The sequence below is a fragment of the Leucobacter sp. Psy1 genome (assembly GCF_020096995.1).
Classification (GTDB): Bacteria; Actinomycetota; Actinomycetes; order Actinomycetales; family Microbacteriaceae; genus Leucobacter.
The window spans coordinates 3,057,007-3,077,205 of the sequence record NZ_CP083692.1 but is presented as its reverse complement, the minus strand read 5'-3'; the positions used below and the strand labels follow the sequence as shown (position 1 = coordinate 3,077,205).

Genomic DNA, 20,199 nt, shown 5'->3' with positions numbered 1-20,199 from the left:
GAGAGTAATGGGGTGTGAAAGGCGGGGTGCTCACCGCAGTCGAAGTCGACTCGGACGTTCGCTGAGGGGCATTGGCAGGGTGAGCGGTGCAGCGCCGGGGCTGAGCCGTCCGGCGATGGTCGGACGCGTGGCGCCCGTGAGGCTCGGCTCGGTTCCGGCGAGACCGTGCCAGCTCAGCCAGCCGATCAGTGCCATGAGCAGTGCTTCCTTGCTGCCCTCGGAGAGTCCGAGAGCGAGATCGGTCGTCGTCAGTGTGACGTCGGTGCCGAGCGCTGTGTCGATGCGGTCCATCAGCACGGGGTTGCGGGTGCCGCCACCCGCGGCGATGACCGTACGCGCGCCGAAGCGGGTGCATGCCTCAGCAACGGTGCGCGCGGTGAGCTCGGTGACAGTGGCGAGCGCATCCCGCGGTGCGATGTCGTGACGCGCCAGGAAACCGTCCAGGTAGGTGCTGTGGAAGAGCTCTTTTCCGGTCGACTTGGGCGCCGGTCGTGCGTAATAGGGCTCTGCCAGCATTTCGTCGAGCAGCGCGGCGTCGATAGCGCCCTGTGCGGCCAGCGCGCCGTCGCGATCGTAGTGCAGTGCGTCGTCGGTGATGCGGCGAGCGAGGATATCGATCAGGGCGTTCGCGGGGCCCGTGTCGAATGCCACCGGAGCGAGGTTCGGGGAGATCACGGTGATGTTCGCGATCCCGCCGAGGTTGAGCATCGCGACGGGCGTATCGACGGCGCCGATGAGCATACGGTCGAGCATGCCGACGAGCGGGGCGCCTTGCCCGCCGGCTGCGATATCGCGTGCGCGAACATCGCTCAGCACCGGAGTGCCGGTGCGTTCGGCGATCCACGCAGGCTGGCCGAGCTGCAACGTCGAGGTGACCATTCCGTCCGCCACGTCGTGTCGCACCGTCTGGCCGTGGGAGACCACCAGATCGCATGTGACGCCGGCGTCGGCGATGAGGTCACGCAGACTCTCGGCGCAGCACCGGCCGAGGCGTGCGTCGACGCTGCTGACCAGAGAGAGCGGCACGTCGTCGGGCTCCAGCAGTCGGAGGATGTCGGCGCGGAGGGCGCGATCAAAGGGCACCTCCCGTTCGGCGAGCACCCGCGCCTCGAGCGTGTCACCGGAGTGAGTGAACTCGGCGATGACGAGATCGATCCCGTCCGCCGACGTGCCGGTCATGAGTCCCGCGATGATCATGCGTTGCCTCCTGGGGCATGCGGTGGCAGTGTCAACTCGGTGCGGATCTTGTAGCGGTCCCCGCGATACACCGACCGAACGAACTCGAAACGAACCCCGTCGGCTCCGCTCGATGTTCGCTCGAACAACAGTGCCGGAGAGAGTTCGGGTACGCCGAGTTCCACTGACTCTTCGGCGTTGATGAGCGTCGGCTCGATGGTCTGGGCGCTGTGCGCGAGACGAATATCGAACCGTTCGTGCAGGAGTTCGTAGAAGGACCGGTTCTCGAGGTCGGGCGCCGCGAGGCCTGGGACGAGGTCAGCGGGAACGGTGAGCTCCTCAAGAGCGATTGGCTCGTCGTCTGCCAGGCGGAGGCGGAGCACTGTGACGACCTCGGCATCCGTGTCGAGACGCAGTCGACGTGCGATGTGCTTGCCCGCGCGCGCGGTCTCGAATCCGAGCACGCGCGAGCCGGGACGCATGCCGCGCGCGAGCATGTCCGCTGTGAACGAGCTGGCGGCGAGCGGCTGATCGAGTTTCGGGCCGAGAGCGAAGACGCCGGCACCCTGGCGACGTCGCACGACACCCTGTGCGATGAGTTCGTCGATGGCGCGTCGCAGCGTCATGCGCGAGACGCCCAGTGATTCGGCGAGCTGGCGCTCCGGCGGGAACTGCTCGCCTGCGACCATGCTTTCGAGCCGGTCGAGCAGCTGATCTCGGATGGAATGGAACTTTGTCACCCCCCTATTGAGACACAGGAGTGCGTTCAGATCAAGACCATTGGTCTATTTTTGACTGGGGGGGGGCAGATGGTTGCCGCCCTGAACCGTCAGCCGCGGGCGCCTAAGCTGGGGTCATGGAACCGAGTGCCCACATCGTCCGGGCTCGCCCGTGAACCCCCTCATCCGCGCCGTCCTCAGCCTCTTCGCCGCGCCGCGGTTGAACATGCGTGAGGACTACCCGAAGGTGCGCCGGTTCCAGCGGCGCATGGCCGCGCGTCCGGTCTCGCGGTACCGCGTGTTCGACCGGCAGATCCTCTCGGAGGACGGCACGCACCGCATCCCGGTGCGCGTGTTCCAGCCGCGCGAGCGTCGTCGCGAAGAGGTGCTCCTCTTCTTCCACGGCGGCGGATGGGTGACTGGCGATATCGAGAGCTACACGCCCGCCTGCGCCGCGATGGCCGATCTCACCGGCTGCGTCGTCGCATCCGTCGACTACCGTCTCGCCCCCGAGCACCCGTTCCCTGCGGGGCTGCACGACTGCCTGAGGGTGGCTCAGGTCCTGCTCGACGATCCGCAGCGGGCCGGAATCGAGAACGCCGATCGGGTCGTCCTCGTGGGGGACTCAGCCGGAGGCAACCTCGCCGCAGTGGTCTCGCTGCGGCTGCGTGCGCTTGGGCACCCGGGCGCGAAGCGCCAGATCCTGCTCTACCCCGTCACGCACTGGGACCACGACCCGGCGACGTCCCCGTTCCCCTCGGTGCGCAACCACGGCGAGGACTACCGCCTCACGAACACCGAGGTGCAGGACTACCTGGAGCTCTACGTTCCCGACCCGGATGAGCGCCGTTCTCCGCTCGTGGCCCCGCTGATGGCGGAAGACCTGAGCGGGCAACCCGACACGCTGATGATCACCGCTGAGCTCGACCTGCTGCGTGATGAGGCAGAGGCCTACGCGCGCGCCTTGCAGGAGGCGGGGAACACGGTGCGCGTGCACCGGGTCTCCGGCGCCCTGCACGGTTTCATCGCGCTGCCGCGATTCTCTCGCGCGCTTCGCGACGCGTATGAGGTGATCAACGCGTTCCTCGACGAGGATCCCGTCGCCCGCAAGTCCGACACGGACGGGACGGAGTCGGCGGCGTGAACCGGGGGTCGTGGGTGCGGCTGGACAACGCGTCGAACGTGTTCCTCGCGGCGCGAAGCGACGTCGATCCCAAAGTCTTCCGCATCAGTGCCGAGATGGATCACGACGTCGATCCCGATGCGTTGCAGGTCGCCCTCGAAGCGACGTTCGACCGGTACCCCCTCTATCGCGCCGTGCTGCGGCGCGGGATCTTCTGGTACTACCTGCAGGACAGCGACCTCAGGCCACGGGTCGTCGCGGAGTCGCAGCACACCTGCGCCCCGATCTACCAGACCGACCGCCGCACCCTGCTCTTCCGCGTCGTCCACCACCGGAGACGGATCGCCCTCGAGGTCTTCCATGCGCTCTCCGACGGCACGGGGGCGCTCTGGTTCCTCACCGACCTCATCACGGCCTACGTGCGCCTCCGCCACCCCGAGGAGCATCCGGCGACGACCGAGCAGATCGGTGTCGCGTCCGTGACCCCGTTCGACCCGGGGCAGCTCGCCGGGCGGCGCCCCGACCCGGGGGCTGGCGATGACGACGCGCCACCGGACCCCGCGCAGGATCTCTCGGACGACAGCTTCGCACAGTACTTCAGATTGACCAGGAGGCAGCGTCGGGACGAGCGGCAGGCCGAACCGTTCCTCGATGCCGACCCGGCGCCGATCCCTCCCGAGCCGCGCGGCATCGGCCGCCTGGTGGGGGCATCGACCGGCCGCGTGCACCGCGTGCGCGGTACCCGAACGCCGGACAATCGGCCTCGCGCCGTCGAGCTCACGATGCCGGCGACTGAAGCCCTCGCGCTCGCCCGCGCCGAAGGGGTGTCGCTCACGGTGTACCTGACGGCGCTGTTCTTCGACTCCATCCGGCGCTCGACCGGCGATCTCGGGGCGGAGCGCACGCTCTCGGCATCGATTCCCGTGAACCTGCGTCAGTTCTTCCCGTCGACGTCGGCCCGCAACTTCTTCGCGACCGTCAGGGTGGAGCACACCTACGGCGATGGTCCCGAAGATCTCAGCACCGTCTGCCACGCCATCGACGCCCAGTTCCGTCCGCAGGTCACCCCCGAGGCGCTCCAGAGAAGACTGCGGCGGTTCGTGCGCTTCGAGCGGGCATTCGCGCTGCGTCTCGTGCCGAGGCCGCTCAAGGACCTCCTGCTCGGCCTCCTCAATCGCGCGAGCAACCGGGGGCTCACGGTGGCGGTGTCGAACCTCGGTCGCGTCGCCCTCCCCGAGACGGTGGACGCGCACGTCGAACGGATGCTGTTCCACGTCTCGGCCGTGCGACCGCAGTTCTGCGCGATCTCCCAAGCCGGGCAGCTCGTCGTGACGTTCACCTCTCCGTTCTCGGAGACGGGGTACATCCGGGAGTTCGCGCGGCGCCTCTCCGAGGGCGGCGTCGAGGTCAGCGTCGCGGCGGCCCGCGTGACGGAGCAGGAACTCTCCGGAGTGCGGGGTTCGGAGACGCGATCGTGAGCCGCTGCTCGGCGTGCGCCATCGGTGTCGAGGGAGAGTGGGCGCACTGCCCGCTCTGCGGTGAACCCGTGACGGGCGATGTGACGCCCAGCCCGCTCCCCGATGTTCCGCTGCAGTACTCGCGCCGTCGCGTGCTCACGGTGCTCTTCCTCGTGTCGCTCGGGGTGATCCTGGCGTCGTTCGTGGTGCAGCTGCTCCTCAGCCACGGGGATTCCGGTGTGGGCGTGCTCCGCTCCATCTGGCTCGGCGTCGCCGCCATGTGGCTCGTCGTACTGATGGCGGTGCGCAAACGCCGCAACGTCGCGAAGGGCACCCTCTACCTGCTGGTGCTCGTCGGGCTGGTGTGCGTCTACTGGGACTTCCTGACCGGCTGGCACGGCTGGGCGCTGACCTACGCCGTGCCGATCATGTGCGCCTTCGCGATCGTCGCCCTCGTGATCACTGTCAGGATCATGCGCACCGACATCGGCGAGTACATCGTCTACAGCGTCCTCACGGTGCTGCTCGGTCTCGCCCCGATCGTGTTCCTGGCTCTCGGGTGGGTGAGCACCGCGATCCCCTCGGTGATCTGCATCGCGCTCAGCGTGATGGCGCTGCCGTTGCACATCAGTCGTGCGCGCCACATCCGCCACGAGCTGGCGAAGCGCTTCCACCTTTAGGCGGGACCTGCCCTCAGAACAGGGTGTTCAGGCCGGGAACGATTGGCCGTGATTGTGCAACCTCAGTTGCCGCGGTTTCGTGCGGATTTGGTGGTTGCAAGCAGTGGGTGAGAATAGTCGCCAATCGGTGCTTCTGCGGACTCGCTGCTGACTGGGCCGCTAGCGCTTCTGGACAAGCTTCCTTCAGGGTTTGGGCGGTCGCACTTCGCCCCTTTGAGCCATGCCCGCGCGCAGCCGGACGTGAAGCGCAGCCCCGCCGGCGACCATGTGGCGATCGGTCACCGGGGGCGATGCGACCGATCACTGCAGACAGCGGTCGAGCAACTTCGAGCTGTGCGGGTCGAAGAGCGCGCGCGTTATGAACCCTCGCATGTTGCAGTGAATGCAACTGTTCACACTTGCAAACGACGTCTATTCACCAGAGAGGTGCGGATCTGCTCTGACCATAACAGCGAGATCTGGCGGATGCTGAGATCTGAGTTGACAGGGTGATGCACTGTCCCATACTTTGTTGCATCTAATGCAAGATTTTGGGGCTTCTCCAGCGGCGCTTCGGCTGATCACGTCAGCATCGAACGTCGCACTGGCGAACCCGGAAGCGCAGGTTTTCAGCGCGATGATCGATGGTTGGCGGAACCAGCAGCTGTCGCGCGGACTCCGTGAGCAGACGATACGGAACCGGACGGCGACGGTGACGCGGTTCCGTGATTTCGTGGACAAACCGCCATGGAGGTGGACGGTCGCGGATGTGGATGAGTTCACTGCTGAGTCCGGCGGTCGCACTCGGACGCTGTCGACGATGCGCGCCAACCATGGGTCTATCCGTGGGTTCTGTGATTACCTCACGAACCCGTTGTACGACTGGATGGAGATCTGCGATCGCGAGTTTGGGGAGGTCCCCTCGCAGGTGTGTCTGCCGTGGAACACGGTGGCGCATCGGTTCGAGTTTGAAGGCGATGGGAAGCGTCGCCCGTTCACATACGACGAGATTGAGCGCCTGTTTGACACGGCCGACGCTCGCGTCGAGCTGCTCGTGAGCTCCGGGAGAAAGGGTGCGCTCGGCGCGTTGCGGGATGCCCAGTTGCTGAAGACGGTCTACGCGTTCGGTCTGCGCCGCACTGAGGCGGTGATGCTCGATACCGTCGATTTGCACCACAACGCGAAGATGCGGCAGTGGGGGCGCTACGGCGCGGTTCACGTGCGATGGGCGAAGGCGGCGGGTGGTGGCGCGCCACGACGTCGCACGGTGCTGCTGGTGCCGGAGTTCGACTGGTGGGTGCCCGGAATGCAGCAATGGCTCGAGCAGGCCCGGGCCCGTTTCGCGCCCGGAGACCGCCTCGACGCGCTCTGGGTGACCGAGCGCCGTACGCGTCTGTCTGCTGGGTATCTCGACCGGAGGTTCGCAGAGCTGCGTGATGAAGCCGGCCTGTCGAAGGATCTGACGCTGCACAGCCTCCGGCATTCCTATGTCACGCACCTTCTGGAGTTCGGGTACGCCGATCGATTCGTCCAAGAGCAGGTCGGGCATATGCATGCCTCGACGACCTCGATCTACGCCTCCGTCAGTTCGGACTACAAGAACCGCGTGCTCGCCGAAGCGCTGAAGGCCCTCATCGAAGGAGAAGTTGATGACCGTTGAGCTCGACACCGGCTGGAATCTGCGCAGCGTGATGGCTTCGCGCGGGATCTTCCAGACCTCCAAGCTGAAGCCCCTGCTCGAAGAGCGCGGCATCGACCTGTCCCGGGAGCAGGTCTATCGGCTGGTGACTCAGCCGCCACAGCGGGTGCGTCTTGACGTGTTGGCGGCGTTGTGCGATGCACTGGAGTGCTCGCTCAACGATCTCGTGACGATCACTCGCCGGGAGGCCTTGGCCCCGGTGGCGGTGGGCGAGGAGGCGACACGGGGGTCGATCGGTGATCTCCGTCCTGTTCGCGCGGCGATTCGTCGGCCGCGTACGAAGTAGCCGCGGTGGCCAAGCCTCCGCAGCTGCCGCGAGTCGCTGAAGTCGTCGCTCTCGTCCACCCTCTCGTTCCCGAAATCTCTCGCGAGCGAATCGCTGAGATCGTGCATTCGGTTGCGCCAGTACCCCTCACGCAGCGGCTTCTTGAGCTCGCGCTGATCAAGCAGCCCGGAGTCCTGGAGGGGCAGCATGCGAACGTGCCGGTGACCGTTCAGGATCTGGCCCGCGCGCTGGTCGAAGAAGGGGCAAGCCGGGTGATGCTGCCGACGTGCGAGTCCTGCGGACGCGCGGTGAGAATGCCCCACAAGACGCCGGGCGGTGGTCGGCACTGCTCCCGATGCGAGCGGAACGCCCGGTCCGTCTCGTGCGCGTCCTGTGGCCGGGTCCGGCCCGTGCAGCGCACGATCGACGGACAGCGCTTTTGCCGTGACTGTTGGCGAGCCGACCCTCGATCGTTCGGCGACTGCTCGCGGTGCGGTCAGCATGCGACCATCATCGTCCGTCGCCCGGAACTGGTCTGTCTGGCCTGCTACACCGCACCGATCAAGACCTGTGGTCTCTGCGGAGAACCTGGCCGCGTCGCCTCCCACCTCGACGGACGACGAGTATGCGCGCGCTGCTACTACGCGATGCGCAGACCACAACCTTGTCCCGAGTGCGCGCGCAGGGTGTTCCTGACCGGCTTCATGAATGGCCAGATGGTCTGCGCCGACTGCGCGGGCACTCCGATCACGATGGCCTGCCCCGGATGCGGCTCGATCGAGGAGATCCGCAAACATCACCTCTGCGTCGAGTGCCGCCGGCCCGTCGCGATCCAGCAACTGCTCGCCGACGATGCGGGAGAGATCCGCGCGGACCTCCACCCCCTTGCTGACTATCTGCTCACGCACCATGGCAAGGCGGCGTCGCTCGAACGCTGGCTGCACAAGAGCAAGTGCGCGATGGTGCTCCGCGAGCTCGCGGACGGGACCCTGCCGCTCACCGCCGAGGCGATCATCACCCGAGCCCGGTCGGGACAGTCGGTCGCGTTCCTCCTCTCACTGCTGGTCCGTTCCGGCGTGCTGCCGGAGCTCGACGTCGAGGGCACGCGTTTCACCCACTGGCTCAACGACTGGCTCGATGGCATCGACCATCCCGAGGACCGGTTGATCTTGCGCCGATACTGCACCTGGGAGCTCCTCCGATCCACTCGGGCACTGCGCATCGCGTCCAGCCCTGCTTCCGGATTCCAGAGGCAACGGACTGCGCTGAAGTACTGCGCCGCGTTCCTCGGAGAGATCCGGTCGCACCAGGAGACGCTGGCGACGTTTCCGCAGCGCCTACTCGACGCGCATCTGACCGATTCGCCCAGCCAACGCGACGCGCTGGCACCGTTCACTCGCTGGCTGCGAAAGCACCGGTTGAGCACCCTTCGCGTCGAGTTTCGAGCCCATCGCCTCGAAGGGCGAGACTATGCCTCCGACCACCGATGGCAGATGGCCCGCAGGTTCCTGTCCGATGCCGACATGGACCCGAAGACCCGGGCCGCGGGTCTCCTCGTACTGCTCTACGGCATCCAGCTGACCCGCATCGTCACGATCACCCGGGCACAGGTCGATACGAGCTCGCAGCCCGTGACGCTCACCGTCGGAGCCGAGCCGATCAAGGTCCCAGAGATCCTCGGCGACGCCATCGTCGAGCTCGTCGATGCCACAAAGGGCCATCCTGAAGGATGGCTGTTCCCCGGCAGGAACCCAGGCCGCCACCTCACCCCGGGCCCACTGAGCCGTCGTCTTCGCGCCGAAGGCTTGCTTGCCGGGAGCGCCCGCACAACAGCGCTCATCGAACTCACACGGCAACTGCATCCCCGGATCGTCTCGGACCTCCTCGGCATCACGACGGCGTCCGCTGCCTCATGGTCACGTCTCGCCGGCGGTGAGTGGTCCGATTACCCGGCTCTTCGTTCCACCCGCGCCTGATCAAGCATCACCCGTCAGCGCTCGCCCGGAAATCGCCTCGCGCAACTGCTCGACGGTCGGAGACCCTCCCAGCCCGGCAGGGGTACTAAACACCCGGCAGGCGAGCCCGACCGGCGCGTGCTCGTCTGCGAAGGGATCGACCCCGTCGACGAGAACGGTCGGTGACCCGTGGAACCCGAGTCGCACAGCGTCCTCCGGGGTCTCGACCAACTGACGTGTGACGCGGACATCTGATCGGCCGTCGAGCAGCCCAGCAAGCCGACGATCGAGTATCTCCCAGTTCGGGCACCCGTCGAAGTATTGCAACGTAATCTCCATGACCAACTCCTCTCAGTTCCGACCCGCGTGGACCGCGACAGGTGAAGAAGGCGTTACCGACGACAGCGCGGGCGACTTGGCGCGCGCGGCGCGCAGGCCGTTAAGGATCACGATGACCTCAGCGATCTCGTGGACCAGGACGACGGCGGCCAGCCCCAGGACTCCGAACAGCGCGAGTGGGAGCAACGCGGTGATGATCAGCAACGACAGGAAGATGTTCTGGTTGATGATCCGCCGACACCGGCGGGCGTGGTCGAACGCCCGCGGAATGAGGCGCAGGTCGTGGCCCGTGAACGCGACATCGGCGGACTCGATCGCTGCGTCGGAACCGGTCGCTCCCATAGCGATGCCGATGTCCGCGGAGGCGAGGGCCGGGGCGTCGTTGATGCCGTCGCCAATCATCGCGACCGATCCCGCCTTCGACAGCTCACCGATTGCCGCTGCCTTGTCCTCGGGACGCAGCTCCGCACGCACATCCTTGATGCCAGCCTGTGCGGCGAGGGCGCGTGCGGTGCGGGCGTTGTCGCCGGTGAGCATGGTCATGTCGATGCCCTGATCCGCGAGCGTGCGGACGACTTCGGGAACTTCGGGGCGCAGTTCGTCGCGGACACCGATCGCCCCGACCGGGAATCCGTCCCGGTGGACGATCACGACGGTCATGCCCTGTTCCTCGAGACCCGCGACCCGGTCTCCGAGCTCCCCGGCGTCGAGCCAGCGGGGGCTGCCGACGGTGATTCTCGACCCGTCGACGGTGCCTTCGATGCCGTGCCCGGCCTTCTCGGTCACGTCTACAGCTGCCGCAATGCCCGGAGTCGCAGCGGTGATAGCGGAGGCGAGGGGATGCGTGCTGTGCTGTTCCAGCGCCGCCGCCCAGGCCAGCGCCTGTGTCTCGGTCACGCTGTTCGCGGTGAGGACGGCGGTGACCGCGGGCTCGTTGCAGGTGAGGGTGCCGGTCTTGTCGACGGCTACATGCCGGACCGTGCCGAAGCGCTCGAAGACGGCTCCGGATTTGATGATCACGCCGAACTTGCTCGCCGCGCCGATCGCGGCGACGACCGTCAGCGGAACAGAGATCGCCAGCGCACAGGGTGAGGCTGCGACTAGCACGACGAGTGCGCGGGTGATCCACATCTCCGGGTCGCCCAGCAGCGATCCGAGGATCGCGACGAGGGCGGCGAGGATCAGCACACCGGGCACCAGCGGGCGAGCGATCCGGTCCGCGAGACGAGCACGCTCGCCCTTCTCCGTCTGCGCCTGCTCCACCAGTTCGACGATCGTGGTTAGCGAGTTGTCGGTACCCGCCGCGGTCGTTTCGACCTCCAGTGCGCCGGCGCTGTTGATCGCGCCGGCCGACACCGCATCGCCGGGCTCGACCTCGACCGGGATCGATTCCCCGGTGATCGCCGAGGTGTCCAAGCTGGAGCGCCCCGCACGGACGATCCCGTCGGTCGCGATCCGCTCGCCCGGTCGGACCACCATGACCTGGCCGACCGTCAGCTCCTTCGCCTGAACCTGCACGGACACCCCGTCGCGCAGCACTGTCGCCGTCTCCGGCACCAGCTTCAGCAGCGCCCGCAGCCCTCCCCGGGCGCGGTCCATCGCCTTGTCCTCGAGGGCCTCTGCGATTGAGTATAGGAAGGCCAACGCTGCGGCCTCCTCGACGTAACCGAGAATGACCGCGCCGATCGCGCTGATCGTCATCAGCAGCCCGATCCCGAGCTTGCCCTTTAACAGCTTCCGGATCGCGCCAGGAGTGAACGTCGACGCGCCCAGCAACAGGCCGGCCCAGAACAGCACGAGCGCCGGGATCTCGAGGCCGGACCATTCAAGGATTAGACCGGTGAGGAATGCGACACCTGAAAAGACCGGCACCATGATGCCGCGGTCCTTCCACCAGGGTCGCCCCACCTCTTCATTCTCATCATCCGCCGCAGTAGCAGGCTCGTGTTCGCAGCCACACGCCGCGCTCACGCGTCCGCCCCCGTCCCGCAGCAGCAAGGTACCGTGCATGCTGAGTCCACGCAAGGTGCGTGCTCATCGACAGCCAGCGTCACGTCCACGAGGGAAACGAGCGCAGCAGCAAGGTGCGGATCTGCGATCTCGTAGCGAGTCTGGCGACCCTCAGGCTCAGCGACCACGACCCCGCAGTCGCGCAGGCAGGTGAGATGGTTAGACACGTTCGAGCGCGTCAGCTCCAACTCGCGCGAGAGCACGGCCGGGTAGCTCGGACCATCGAGCAACGTCATCAGGATCCGGGAACGCGTCGGATCCGCCATGGCACGGCCGAGCCGGTTCATGACGTCGAGGCGTGAAGCAATAGTCAGCACACGCTGAACTATACAGCACTGACTGATCAATCAGTGCTCCACCGCCAAGCGACACAGCACCCGATATCTGCTGAACACGCGATTCAACGATGCGGCTCGGCAGCGAGATCGCGACCCACAGTTGCGCCTCGATGCGTCAGCGTCTGGCATCCCGGCGGGTTCGAGCGGAAGAACTCGTCATCGAGCATTTTCGCCTGCTCTTCGGTAAGCGTCGTGCCTTGTGCGCGGAGAGGAAGATGCATGACAGTCAGCCTGCGCCAATCACGATGTTTCCCGACTCGGGGCGGCTGTGAATAGGTCGCAGCTCAACGAGGCGGCGTTTGGCACTGCGGACGCGCGCATGTATGAACGCCGCAGACGTTGTGACCTTTCGTGAAACAGGCAGTCAGAGCGTCGATCACAACCTCCGCGTGATTCCGCGGCTCTCACCTCACCGGACGAGGCGGCCGATGGCTTGAGATGCCTCTCGTATTTTCTCTTCGGCAGTGTCCCCGCCTGCGCGGACGGCGTCTGCGACGCAGTGGCGGAGGTGGTCTTCGAGGAGTCCGATGGCGACGCCTTGCAGGGCGCCGGTGAGTGCGGAGATCTGGGTGAGGATATCGATGCAGTATTGCTCGTCTTCGACCATGCGGTGCACGCCACGTGCTTGGCCTTCGATGCGTTTGAGTCGGGCGAGGTAGCGGGCTTTGTCGGTGATGTAGCCGTGCTCGCCGTGGTCACACGAAGCTGCAGGTTTAATGACGTCGGTCATCGTCTTCTCCTGATTCGTCATGGTCATCGGTCGAGGATGGCGCGAGTCGTGGTCTCAGGACGAAGGTCCAGGCGCCGCAACAGCTGCGCGTTGAGCGCGACGACGATCGTGGACAGCGACATGAGGACGGCGCCGACCGACATCGGCAGCACGAACCCGATAGGGGCGAGGGCACCGGCTGCGAGGGGGACGGAGATGAGGTTATAGCCCGCAGCCCACCAGAGGTTCTGTTTCATCTTTCGGTACGCGGCGCGGGACAGTTCGATTACCGAGAGCACGGAGCGGGGGTCGTCGCTGGCGAGGATGACGCCGGCCGAGGCGATCGCGACATCCGTGCCCGCGCCGATTGCGAGCCCGACGTCGGCTTGGGCGAGTGCGGGAGCGTCATTAACACCGTCGCCGACCATCGCGACTTTCCGACCTTCTCGCTGAAGCTCCTGGACCTTCGCGGCCTTGTCTTCTGGACGGACCCCGGCGAAGACCCGGTCGATGCCGAGATCTTGAGCGACGGCATGTGCGACGGCCTCTGCGTCTCCGGTGATCATGACCACTTGCACGCCGAGGACGTGGATCGCATCGACCGCTTCGCGCGACTCCGAACGCACCTCATCGGCGAGCTTCAACGCACCAATCACACGCCCGTCTTGAATGACGTGGAGGATGATGGCGCCGTCCGTGCGCCAGGCGTCGGCAATGGGGAGTTCGTCTGCGCCTTCCTCCGTGAGAAGGTGCGGTCCACCGACGCGGATGGTCGACCCGTCGACGGTTGCAGTGACGCCAACCGCGGGAGATGAGGTGAAGTCGCGACTTCCGGGCACCGTGAGCTTCTTCTCGGCAGCGGCACGGACAATCGCCTTCGCCAGGGGATGCTCACTGTCGACTTCCGCGGCGGCCGCCAGCGCAAGCACCTGATCCGCGTCGCCCCCGCCGGTGATCGATACTTCGGAGACGACAGGCTCGCCTTTCGTGAGAGTTCCGGTCTTGTCGAACAACACAGTGTCGACAGTGCGCATGCTCTCCAACGCCAGCCGGTCCTTGACGAGGACGCCACCGCGCGCGGCCCGCTCGGTCGCGATCGACACGACTAGCGGGATGGCCAGACCGAGCGCGTGGGGGCAAGCGATCACCAAGACGGTGATCGTGCGGATGACGGCGGCATCCGGGAATCCCACCAGGGTCCATACGAGCGCGGTGATGGCCGCAGATCCGAGTGCGAACCAGAACAGCCATCCGGCGGCGGTGTCGGCGAGTCGCTGGGCGCGGGACGAGGAGCTCTGCGCTTCGGTCACCAGGCGTTGGATGCCGGCGAGGGTGGTGTCATCACCGATCGCAGTGATCTCAACACGCAATCCCGAATCGGTGGCGACAGTGCCCGCTGTGACCGGATCACCGCTGCCGCGGGTGACCGTGCGAGATTCACCGGTGACCATGGACTCGTCCATCGACGCGCGTCCATCGACAATGCGCCCATCCGCGGGGACGCTGCCTCCGGGCCGAACGACGACAACATCGCCGACGACAAGGTCGGCGGGTGAGACGACAACGACCTCGCCATTCTCGACCCGTTCCGCCTCATCCGGGAGGAGAGCGGCCAGAGAGTCGAGGGCGGAGGTGGTCTGGGCGAGGGAGCGCATCTCGATCCAGTGACCGAGCAGCATGATGACGATGAGGAGCGCCAGCTCCCACCAGAAGTCGAGCTCGTGATGCAACATCCCTAGGGTCGCACCCCACGAGGCGAGGAATGCGACCGTGATTGCGAGGCCGATGAGGAGCATCATCCCGGGCTTTCGGGAGCGGATCTCGCTGACGGCGCCGACGAGGAACGGTTTCCCGCCCCAGACATACATCACCGTTCCCAGCACCGGAGACACCCACATGATCCCGGAGATGTCCGGGAGAGAATAGCCGAGGATCATCGAGAACATGCCCGACAGCGCAACGGTCGGGACCGCCAGGACGAGCATGATCCAGAACAACCGGCGGAACTGCCCGACATGGTCGCCGTGCCCCGCATGACCACCGTGCCCCTCGTGGGCCCCGTGAGTGTCGTGCCCTCCATCGGTGCCGTGCGCACCGTGAGACATCGTGTCGGGATGTGCATGATGCGAGGAGCCCGATGTCGCGGCATCGGCCACATCCGTATGGGCATGATGCGCCATCTCATGATGGGACTCGTGCTCCGCGGGTGTGTGGGACTCGTGATGTCCGTCGGTGTGTTTAACGCCGTCGTGGTGCGAGTTACTCATGGATCGATCCTCCTCGAAATAGTGACGCTAAACAGGGGTGTTTGGTAGCGAGTACCGCGGGGGTGGTGCGTGTTCAGGCGGCGGCAACGTACTTGGCGGGGTCCGCGTCGAAGCGGGGGCCGCATGCTGCGCAGCAGAAGTAGTAGCGGGCGCCCTCGTAGTCACGGAACAGGCCCGCGGCTTCTGCGTCTGCTTTGACGACGGTGCTGCCGACCATCACCGGGCATTCAGCGAGCTCGTCCGCGGATGGGGCGAGCAGATCCTTGCGCCCATCGGCCGCGACCGCCACGTGGCTGTTGTGGCTGCAGCAGGATCCAGCGGGGGAATCGGACATATTGTTTTCCTCTTTCAGGCTTGCGGCTCGACTCTGACACGTACAACCATATACCCCCCGAGGGTATTCCTGTAGAGTGAGCGGAACAGGCTTCACCATCATCGCGTGACGGTTTGGTGAGTGAGATCCGCTCATTGTGTCAGACCCATCACTCAACCGTCGGCGGTGGGCATCTCCCCAGGGTGTTCGTGAAGTTGGTGGTGTTAGCGTGGGAGAAGGAACGGAGGGCCGAGCATATGCAGATCACGCTACACATCGCGCGTCAGCAGCTATCGTTGCGTGCCCTGTTGCTGATCGCCGGTGCCGCACTCATGATCATGGTGGGGCTGCTTGGCATGCACACCTTCAGCGCCGACGTGGCAGGCCACGACGCCCACCATTCCGCGACAGCGTCAACAGCCCCCGAGCACTCCACCCCGATGGCGGCCACCTCTGACATCAGCGGCGCTATCGCGTGTGATGACACCTGTCTGATGGGAACCGGGCAAAGCCATTCGGACATGGTCACCGCGTGCGTCCTCGCATTGCTTGCAGCTCTTCTTCTGCTGGTTCGCCCGATGCTTCTGGAGCATCTCGGCCCGCCCCTGCGGGCGCTGGCGTCGTCTTTGCGGTTGCGGGCTGTGAGCATCCTGCCGCGCACACCCTCACTCATATTCCTTTCGATTAGTCGAACCTGATCGGTCATCGTCGGCATCTTGCCGACACCCCGGCGTCGCCCTCTGCGCGGCGCTGTGTCCACGACCCCTCATATCTACTCATTCGAAGGATCTACTCATGAAGAAGCTTCCCCTTGCCCTCGGTGCTGGCGTGTTCAGCCTCGCTCTCGTTCTCACCGGCTGCTCTGACGCATCCGCGCCGACAGGCGAGAACACTGCACCGTCGGACACCTCATCGACCGTCACGGCAAACGACGCCGATGAGATGTTCGTGACGATGATGATCCCGCATCACCAGCAGGCCATCGAGATGGCCGACATCGTTTTGGCGAAGGATGGACTCGACCCGGCCGTCGCGGAGCTCGCTCAGCAGATCAAGGATGCCCAAGGCCCGGAAATGGAGCGGATGCTCGGGTGGCTGGACGACTGGGGCGTCGAGTACGAACCCGACGACATGGGTGGCATGGACCACGGTTCAATGGACGACTCCGGCGACGGGATGATGTCCGAAGAAGACATGGCAACGCTGGAAGAGGCAGACGCGACGCAAGCGAGCCGCACCTTCCTCGAGCAGATGATCGTGCACCACGACGGCGCCGTGGATATGGCGCGCACTGCTCTCGAAGACGGTCAAAACCAGGACGTCCTTGACCTTGCCCAGCAGGTGATCGACGACCAGACCGCCGAGATCTCCACCATGCAGGACCTCCTCAACGAGCTCTGACGCACCCCGGGCGGGCCGACACTCGACACGACCCGCCCGGCCCCGTCGTAACCTCACACAGCAGGTCTCGACGCGAACCCCCTCTGCCGCGCACCCTACGACCCGTGATCTGCCGTCTCGTAGGGCCCTCTACTTACTTCTCTCGGAGCACCAATGAACCGCCTCCTGCCCCTGACCACGCTCACCGCACTCGCTCTCGTTATTACCGGATGCGCCAACACCCCAACCACCGAACCCGACGCTGCCACACCCCGTATCGAACATGTCCACGGCATCGCCGAAGACCCCCGCGGCACTGACCTGCTCGTCGCCACCCACAACGGCATCTACGCCGTCACCCCGGACGGGGAGGTCTCCGGCCCCATTGGCGGCCACGACTTCGACGCGATGGGATTCACCATCGCCGAAGACACCTTGTTCGCTTCCGGGCACCCCGGCCCCAAAACCGCCGCAGAACTCGGCGCCCCCAACCTCGGCATCATCCAAAGTGACGACTACGGCCAGACCTGGTCACCCGTCGCGCTCAACGGCAGCACCGATTTCCACGTCCTCACCGCCGGCCCCGACGGCACCCTCTACGGAATCGCGTCCAGCGACATCGAGCTCCTCATCAGCACCGACGGCGGCCACGAATGGACAGCAGGAGCATCGATCGGAGCGGCAGATCTCGTCGCCACGGACAACGGCATCTACGCCGCAGCCGAAGAAGGACTCCTGCGCAGCGACGACCACGGTATGACATTCATCCCCGTCGAGGGCGCGCCACTGTTATACATGCTCGACGCCCGCCCGGACGGCGTCCTCGTCGGCGTCGGCACGGACGGCGCTCTGTGGGAACAAGACGCCGACCAGACCTGGCAACGCCTCGAGGCCGTCGACGGTGCTGTTCAGGCCTTCGCCGCGATCGGCGATGAACGAATCGTTCTCGTCGACGATCGAGGCATCGTCGACATCATCGCAGATGACACCACCGTCCTCAGCCCCGCACGGTAGGCAACGCTTTACTCTTCGGATCGAGGCATCATGAAACAGCGAAAGAATCCTCTTAGCACCCCGGTGATCTTCATCACCGCCGCGACGATCGCCCTCATAGTCGTGGCGATCGCGAGCTACCTCGCTATCGGGGCGATGTTCCAATGACCCCCCACCTACACCCAGACGGGAGACCCACGGATTCATTGCGGCACCTCCGGCCTCTTGCTGACATCTCGCTGTCCCCGTCTGTAACGACATCGACGGTTCCACATAACGAACGGACGCACCGCCGGCTCGTGCGCCTGGGACGAGTGCTGTTGGTGCTCGGACCGGCGCTCATCATGAGCCACATCCTCAGCGATACACAGTTTGCTGGCGAGACCGCGGTGTGGACCTACACCCTGGCAAGCTACGACGTCGCTGTCGTCGTCACGATCATTGGAGCAGCACTCACCTGGCGAACCCCACCCGCCGAGCAGATGCGCAGCAGATGATCGAGCAGGCACTGGCCACTGCGATCCTCTGCGCCCGGTTATCGTCGTCGTCGTCATCTGGACTGGGGTCGGATAGTTCCCGAATTGTGCACTCTTGAACAATCGTCACTACCAGTAGAGATCATCGACAGACACTCCGCCTGCCCAGAGATCTCCTCCATCAACGAATCGTCTATCGGCGTTCGCGCCGCCGTCTCAGTGGGCCGAGTGCTGGCGGCGGACGGAGCACCGACGGCATCCGTCTTCGCGCTCGGCAAGAGCTGACGGTGAGGAGGTGATGGTCAGGCGTTGACCGTCACGAGTACCCGCTGCCATCCGCTCGAACCGTCGGGGGCAATCGGTGCGCGCTCCTCGATCTGGGTCTCGCCGTTCTTGTTGATGGCCCGCGCCTCGACGTAATGGGTTCCGGCGGTGGCCTCCCACGGCATCATCCGTTTGCTTGGGCTGCATCCGCGTTCGGAGAGGCAACCGCACGAGCCAAATTCGCTGCCGTCGGTCGCGGTGCTCGAGCCGTTGATCTCAAATCACGATCGAACCAGTAGGCTTGATAAGGCGGAATGCCTTCTGGCTCGTGTTACCAATGATCTTGACTTTCCGCGTCGGCGTCTCAGAATGTGGCAAACCAATCAAAGACATATTGCCCCTTCGTTCCAATGGGCCCGCAGACCGCCGAGCGATTGTTTTCTGTCCGAAGCTGTCACCGCAAAGACCCGGATCTGATGGTGGCGGAGAGTCACAGTGTCCGAAGTTAGACGCGATACCTCTTCCAACCAAGGTCAACCATTGCTCTCCCTTAGCTGGGGTTAGATACAGGCCAATTATGGATCGAGTTTGATTTTAGCTCGACGCTATCATCGGCTTGTGACCACCAAAGCACCGCTCCGAGTCTTTTTAGCATCGCCTGGAGACCTCATCGCTGAACGTGCGATTGTCCAAGAAGCTATCGATAGATACAACACATCACGTCGCCGTGAAGATGATCGACCTTATGAGTTGCTCGGCTGGGAGTCTAAGCGCGGCACTGCGGGACGGCCACAAGACGAAATAAACGAGCTTTTCGATCGCTCTGATTTTCTAATTGTCTTATTCAAGAGCTCTTGGGGAAGCGAGCCCGGAAGTCCTCTTGGGTACACATCCGGAACCGAGGAAGAGCTCTTCACTGGCTTACTCGAACTAGGCATCCATGAGCAACCCCTCAAAGATCTTTGGGTTGGATTTGTCGATCACCCGAGTCCCTCAAACGAGATCGAGGAGTTGAAAGCACAGCTGCAGAGAAGACATCCGTTACTCTATGAGTCGATTAAAGACGACCTCGATCTCGATCGTAAGCTGAGCGATCGGCTTGAAGGATGGCAAAAGACCGCTGGAACGAAGACACCACGATGGCTCGAACTACTTCCCCGATCGGGTCGAGACGTTCTCGGCGCAGCTCGGAAACGGCTCGAGGGGGAGAAATTGATCAAGTTGGGCCAAACTGGCCCCGGGCTTGAGCGACTTGAAGAGTCCTCCCGAATTGGGGGGCCGACCGAGCAACTTGCCTACTCGCGTGCTCTCGGGCGTCGGGGACAACTCGAGCACGCACTAAGAGTCGCGCGTGCAGCGATTCTGAAAATTCTAGATAATCCGATTGAGCTAAATTCGACGCTTGCAGGTGAGGCATTTCTAACGGAAGCTGGTCTTCTGCGAAGGCAGGGTTCGGATTTCGAAGCGATCAACCGATTAGGAACAATCTTGGGTGAGCTTGATGGCAAAGCCAGAGGTGCATGGAGAGTGAAATCTCGAATTCTTGACGAGCGCGGTTTGGCTAATCAGCGCCTTGGGAGGGTGACAGATGCCAGAGACGACTTCAGCGCCTCGCTTGAACTCCGGAGGGAGAATACCCGGAGTGTTGAAATCGCCCAGTCTCTCGTGAATCTTGTCCGCCTAGAAAGCCTGGAGAAGGATTTCCCAGCCGCTGACAACCATGCTGAAGCAATGCTCACTGTCCTCAAAGGGGCGGCGCCTTCGGATTTGCACGCCAACGCTTGGACGGCAGTCGCGCAGCTACGCCTGCGAGAGGGACGTGCCGCCGAGGGACTCCCGTATGCGCTTCAGGCTCTTCGGTTGAACGAGCAGACGGAGAATACTTCGGGCATTGCAAAGTCTCTCCTCGTGCTCACACAGTGTTCCCGCGAGGTCGGTGAGATTGGAAAAGCGCGGACTTACGCAAAACGATGCATCGAAGTGAATAATTCGATGTCGAACACTCACGGCGCGGGGCTTGCGCGTTGGCAGCTTGACCAATTGGATGCTAAATGATC

General features: G+C 64.6%; 20 protein-coding genes. 11 read left to right on the top strand and 9 right to left on the bottom strand.

The window, feature by feature from the left end; genetic code table 11:
- Positions 1–30: 30 nt before the first annotated feature.
- Positions 31–1,197, bottom strand: a complete 1,167-nt coding sequence (locus tag K8P10_RS14605; RefSeq protein ID WP_224779607.1) for an anhydro-N-acetylmuramic acid kinase — start codon at positions 1,195–1,197, stop codon at positions 31–33.
- Positions 1,194–1,916 (bottom strand): GntR family transcriptional regulator, encoded by a 723-nt coding sequence (locus K8P10_RS14600; protein WP_224779606.1) that lies wholly within the window; start codon positions 1,914–1,916, stop codon positions 1,194–1,196. Before K8P10_RS14600 ends, K8P10_RS14605 begins: the two co-directional genes overlap by 4 nt.
- Positions 1,917–2,067: 151 nt before the next feature.
- Here K8P10_RS14600 and K8P10_RS14595 point away from each other — a divergent pair, with 151 nt between their 5' ends.
- From K8P10_RS14595 to K8P10_RS14570, 6 genes are all read left to right on the top strand, one after another.
- Positions 2,068–3,039, top strand: a complete 972-nt coding sequence (locus K8P10_RS14595; protein WP_224779605.1) for an alpha/beta hydrolase — start codon at positions 2,068–2,070, stop codon at positions 3,037–3,039.
- A complete protein-coding gene (locus K8P10_RS14590) occupies positions 3,036–4,496 on the top strand; it encodes an alcohol acetyltransferase (RefSeq protein ID WP_224779604.1) in 1,461 nt (486 codons plus the stop codon). The genes K8P10_RS14595 and K8P10_RS14590 overlap by 4 nt, the downstream gene beginning before the upstream one ends.
- On the top strand, positions 4,493–5,155 hold the full coding sequence (locus tag K8P10_RS14585; protein WP_224779603.1) for a DUF6320 domain-containing protein: 663 nt from the start codon (positions 4,493–4,495) through the stop codon (positions 5,153–5,155). Before K8P10_RS14590 ends, K8P10_RS14585 begins: the two co-directional genes overlap by 4 nt.
- Positions 5,156–5,738: 583 nt before the next feature.
- Positions 5,739–6,794, top strand: a complete 1,056-nt coding sequence (locus tag K8P10_RS14580; RefSeq protein WP_124091639.1) for a tyrosine-type recombinase/integrase — start codon at positions 5,739–5,741, stop codon at positions 6,792–6,794.
- A complete protein-coding gene (locus K8P10_RS14575) occupies positions 6,784–7,119 on the top strand; it encodes a helix-turn-helix transcriptional regulator (RefSeq protein WP_124091585.1) in 336 nt (111 codons plus the stop codon). Before K8P10_RS14580 ends, K8P10_RS14575 begins: the two co-directional genes overlap by 11 nt.
- 683 nt (positions 7,120–7,802) lie before the next feature.
- Positions 7,803–9,074, top strand: coding sequence for a hypothetical protein (locus K8P10_RS14570; RefSeq protein WP_224779602.1), 1,272 nt, complete (start codon positions 7,803–7,805; stop codon positions 9,072–9,074).
- On the opposite strand, the gene K8P10_RS14565 is transcribed toward K8P10_RS14570, so the two are convergent.
- From K8P10_RS14565 to K8P10_RS14540, 6 genes are all read right to left on the bottom strand, one after another.
- Positions 9,075–9,392, bottom strand: coding sequence for a hypothetical protein (locus K8P10_RS14565; RefSeq protein WP_017884924.1), 318 nt, complete (start codon positions 9,390–9,392; stop codon positions 9,075–9,077).
- A 12-nt stretch (positions 9,393–9,404) separates the two neighbouring features.
- Positions 9,405–11,402, bottom strand: a complete 1,998-nt coding sequence (locus K8P10_RS14560) for a cation-translocating P-type ATPase (RefSeq protein WP_224779601.1) — start codon at positions 11,400–11,402, stop codon at positions 9,405–9,407.
- Positions 11,360–11,719 carry a helix-turn-helix transcriptional regulator gene (locus tag K8P10_RS14555; RefSeq protein ID WP_017884926.1) on the bottom strand — a complete coding sequence of 120 codons (360 nt, stop codon included), beginning with the start codon at positions 11,717–11,719 and terminating at the stop codon, positions 11,360–11,362. The genes K8P10_RS14560 and K8P10_RS14555 overlap by 43 nt, the downstream gene beginning before the upstream one ends.
- Positions 11,720–12,149: 430 nt before the next feature.
- Positions 12,150–12,470, bottom strand: a complete 321-nt coding sequence (locus tag K8P10_RS14550) for a metal-sensitive transcriptional regulator (RefSeq protein WP_031290213.1) — start codon at positions 12,468–12,470, stop codon at positions 12,150–12,152.
- Between the two features lie 23 nt (positions 12,471–12,493).
- Entirely contained in the window at positions 12,494–14,716 is a 2,223-nt protein-coding gene (locus K8P10_RS14545; protein WP_370631902.1) for a heavy metal translocating P-type ATPase, read from the bottom strand.
- Between the two features lie 73 nt (positions 14,717–14,789).
- Positions 14,790–15,050, bottom strand: coding sequence for a YHS domain-containing protein (locus K8P10_RS14540; RefSeq protein WP_031290215.1), 261 nt, complete (start codon positions 15,048–15,050; stop codon positions 14,790–14,792).
- A gap of 116 nt (positions 15,051–15,166) precedes the next feature.
- Here K8P10_RS14540 and K8P10_RS14535 point away from each other — a divergent pair, with 116 nt between their 5' ends.
- The 4 genes from K8P10_RS14535 to K8P10_RS14520 all read left to right on the top strand — a co-directional run bounded on the left by K8P10_RS14535 (position 15,167) and on the right by K8P10_RS14520 (position 17,899).
- Entirely contained in the window at positions 15,167–15,727 is a 561-nt protein-coding gene (locus K8P10_RS14535) for a DUF6153 family protein (RefSeq protein WP_224779600.1), read from the top strand.
- 97 nt (positions 15,728–15,824) lie between these two features.
- Positions 15,825–16,430, top strand: coding sequence for a DUF305 domain-containing protein (locus tag K8P10_RS14530; protein WP_224779599.1), 606 nt, complete (start codon positions 15,825–15,827; stop codon positions 16,428–16,430).
- Between the two features lie 153 nt (positions 16,431–16,583).
- Positions 16,584–17,423, top strand: coding sequence for a F510_1955 family glycosylhydrolase (locus tag K8P10_RS14525; protein WP_224779598.1), 840 nt, complete (start codon positions 16,584–16,586; stop codon positions 17,421–17,423).
- 299 nt (positions 17,424–17,722) lie between these two features.
- On the top strand, positions 17,723–17,899 hold the full coding sequence (locus K8P10_RS14520; protein ID WP_224779597.1) for a hypothetical protein: 177 nt from the start codon (positions 17,723–17,725) through the stop codon (positions 17,897–17,899).
- Between the two features lie 281 nt (positions 17,900–18,180).
- Here the strand turns inward: K8P10_RS14520 and K8P10_RS14515 are convergent, their stop codons facing one another.
- Entirely contained in the window at positions 18,181–18,330 is a 150-nt protein-coding gene (locus tag K8P10_RS14515; RefSeq protein WP_224779596.1) for a hypothetical protein, read from the bottom strand.
- Positions 18,331–18,760: 430 nt separating this feature from the next.
- Between K8P10_RS14515 and K8P10_RS14510 the strand changes: the two genes are divergently transcribed.
- The gene (locus tag K8P10_RS14510; RefSeq protein ID WP_224779595.1) at positions 18,761–20,197 is read left to right on the top strand and encodes a DUF4062 domain-containing protein; all 1,437 of its coding nucleotides are present in this window, start codon (positions 18,761–18,763) and stop codon (positions 20,195–20,197) included.
- The last annotated feature ends 2 nt before the right edge of the window (positions 20,198–20,199 follow it).

Coding starts and splice junctions, on each gene's coding strand:
- K8P10_RS14540 (WP_031290215.1), bottom strand. CDS start 15,050: ATGTCCGATTCCCCCGCTGGATCCTGCTGCAGCCACAACAGCCACGTG.
- K8P10_RS14605 (WP_224779607.1), bottom strand. CDS start 1,197: ATGATCATCGCGGGACTCATGACCGGCACGTCGGCGGACGGGATCGAT.
- K8P10_RS14550 (WP_031290213.1), bottom strand. CDS start 12,470: ATGACCGACGTCATTAAACCTGCAGCTTCGTGTGACCACGGCGAGCAC.
- K8P10_RS14545 (WP_370631902.1), bottom strand. CDS start 14,716: ATGAGTAACTCGCACCACGACGGCGTTAAACACACCGACGGACATCAC.
- K8P10_RS14525 (WP_224779598.1), top strand. CDS start 16,584: ATGAACCGCCTCCTGCCCCTGACCACGCTCACCGCACTCGCTCTCGTT.
- K8P10_RS14515 (WP_224779596.1), bottom strand. CDS start 18,330: ATGATGCCGTGGGAGGCCACCGCCGGAACCCATTACGTCGAGGCGCGG.
- K8P10_RS14565 (WP_017884924.1), bottom strand. CDS start 9,392: ATGGAGATTACGTTGCAATACTTCGACGGGTGCCCGAACTGGGAGATA.
- K8P10_RS14530 (WP_224779599.1), top strand. CDS start 15,825: ATGAAGAAGCTTCCCCTTGCCCTCGGTGCTGGCGTGTTCAGCCTCGCT.
- K8P10_RS14570 (WP_224779602.1), top strand. CDS start 7,803: ATGAATGGCCAGATGGTCTGCGCCGACTGCGCGGGCACTCCGATCACG.
- K8P10_RS14560 (WP_224779601.1), bottom strand. CDS start 11,402: ATGCACGGTACCTTGCTGCTGCGGGACGGGGGCGGACGCGTGAGCGCG.
- K8P10_RS14575 (WP_124091585.1), top strand. CDS start 6,784: ATGACCGTTGAGCTCGACACCGGCTGGAATCTGCGCAGCGTGATGGCT.